Raw genomic sequence first — 1,473 nt, 5'->3', positions numbered from 1 at the left:
GCGGTCGTTGGTATCGCGTTGTTCGTGCGGGCGGTTCGCTCGATCATCGGGGTGATGCGGGTCGGGCAGCCGGCCTCGCGGGGTGATGACCCGGCTCGTCGTACGGCGACGCTGCTGAAGGAGTCGTTGCTGCACACCCGGATGTTGCAGTGGCACTGGGTGGGTGCGGGTCACTGGTTCATCTTCACCGGTTTCGGGTTGTTGTTCTTCACGCTGGTCACGGCGTTCGGTCAGCTCTTCGACGCCTCGTTCCAGCTGCCGTTGATCGGGCACTTCTTCGTGTGGGAGTGGCTGACGGAGTTCGTGACGTTCGTGATGATCATCGCGATCGTCGCGTTCATCGGCTACCGGGTCACCCGCCCCAAGGAGCGGGTCCGGGGGGTCAAGGGCCGGTTCTTCGGCTCGACGATGTGGCAGGCCTACTTCGTCGAGTCCGTGATCTTGGGTGTGGGTCTGTGCATCGTGACGTTGCGTGGTCTGGAGTACGCGCTCGAGGACGGCACCGCGTTCCACTACCCGCTGACGTTCTGGCTGGGTGAGGCGTTCTCGGGGATGTCGCACGGCGCGTTGGAGAACGCGATCTACCTGGTCTCGATGCTGAAGATCGTGATCTCGTTCGTCTGGATGATCACGATCTCGTTGAACCTGACGATGGGGGTGGCCTGGCACCGGTTCCTGGCGTTCTTCAACATCTGGTTCAAGCGCGAGTCCTCGGGCCGCACCGCGCTGGGCGCGGTCAAGCCGCTCACCGTCGAGGGCAAGGCGATCAGCCTCGACGACATCGACGACCTCGACGAGGACTCGGTGCTCGGCGTCGGGTCGATCGAGGACTTCAGCTGGAAGGGCATCCTCGACTTCACCTCGTGCACCGAGTGCGGCCGCTGCCAGTCGCAGTGCCCGGCCTGGAACACCGAGAAGCCGCTGTCGCCGAAGCTGATGATCACCGCGCTGCGCGACCACGCACACGCCAAGGCGCCCTACCTCCAGGCCGCCGAAGCAGACCGGGCCGCACTGCTCGAAGGCAACGACGTCCTCACCAAGGAGGTCGAGCGGCCGCTGGTCGGCGACACCGGCGACGACTGGTTCTACCTGCCCGAGAACGGCTCCGCGGTGATCGACCCCGACGTGCTGTGGTCGTGCACCAACTGCGGTGCCTGCGTGCAGCAGTGCCCCGTCGACATCGAGCACGTCGACCACATCGTCGACATGCGCCGCTACCAGGTCCTGGTCGAGTCCAACTTCCCCGCCGAGCTCAACGGCCTGTTCAAGGGCCTGGAGAACAAGGGCAACCCCTGGAACATGTCGCCCAACGCCCGCCTGGACTGGACCAAGGGCCTCGACTTCGAGGTCAAGGTCGTCGGCGAGAGCATCGAGTCCCTCGACGAGGTCGACTGGCTCTTCTGGGTCGGCTGCGCCGGCGCCTACGAGGACCGCGCGAAGAAGACCACCCGCGCCGTCGCCGAGCTGCTCGAC

1 protein-coding gene is annotated in these 1,473 nt (G+C 65.4%); it reads left to right on the top strand.

Annotated elements, in window-relative coordinates:
• Positions 1 to 24 precede the first annotated feature (24 nt).
• Positions 25 to 1,473, top strand: a 1,449-nt coding sequence (locus tag PD653B2_RS09570; protein ID WP_345775746.1) for a (Fe-S)-binding protein, incomplete at its 3' end; no start/stop codon positions are given.

Source organism: Nocardioides sp. PD653-B2 (assembly GCF_002117935.1).
GTDB lineage: Bacteria > Actinomycetota > Actinomycetes > Propionibacteriales > Nocardioidaceae > Nocardioides.
Note: the sequence above shows the minus strand (reverse complement) of the source record. Positions and strands in the feature narration are given on the sequence as shown.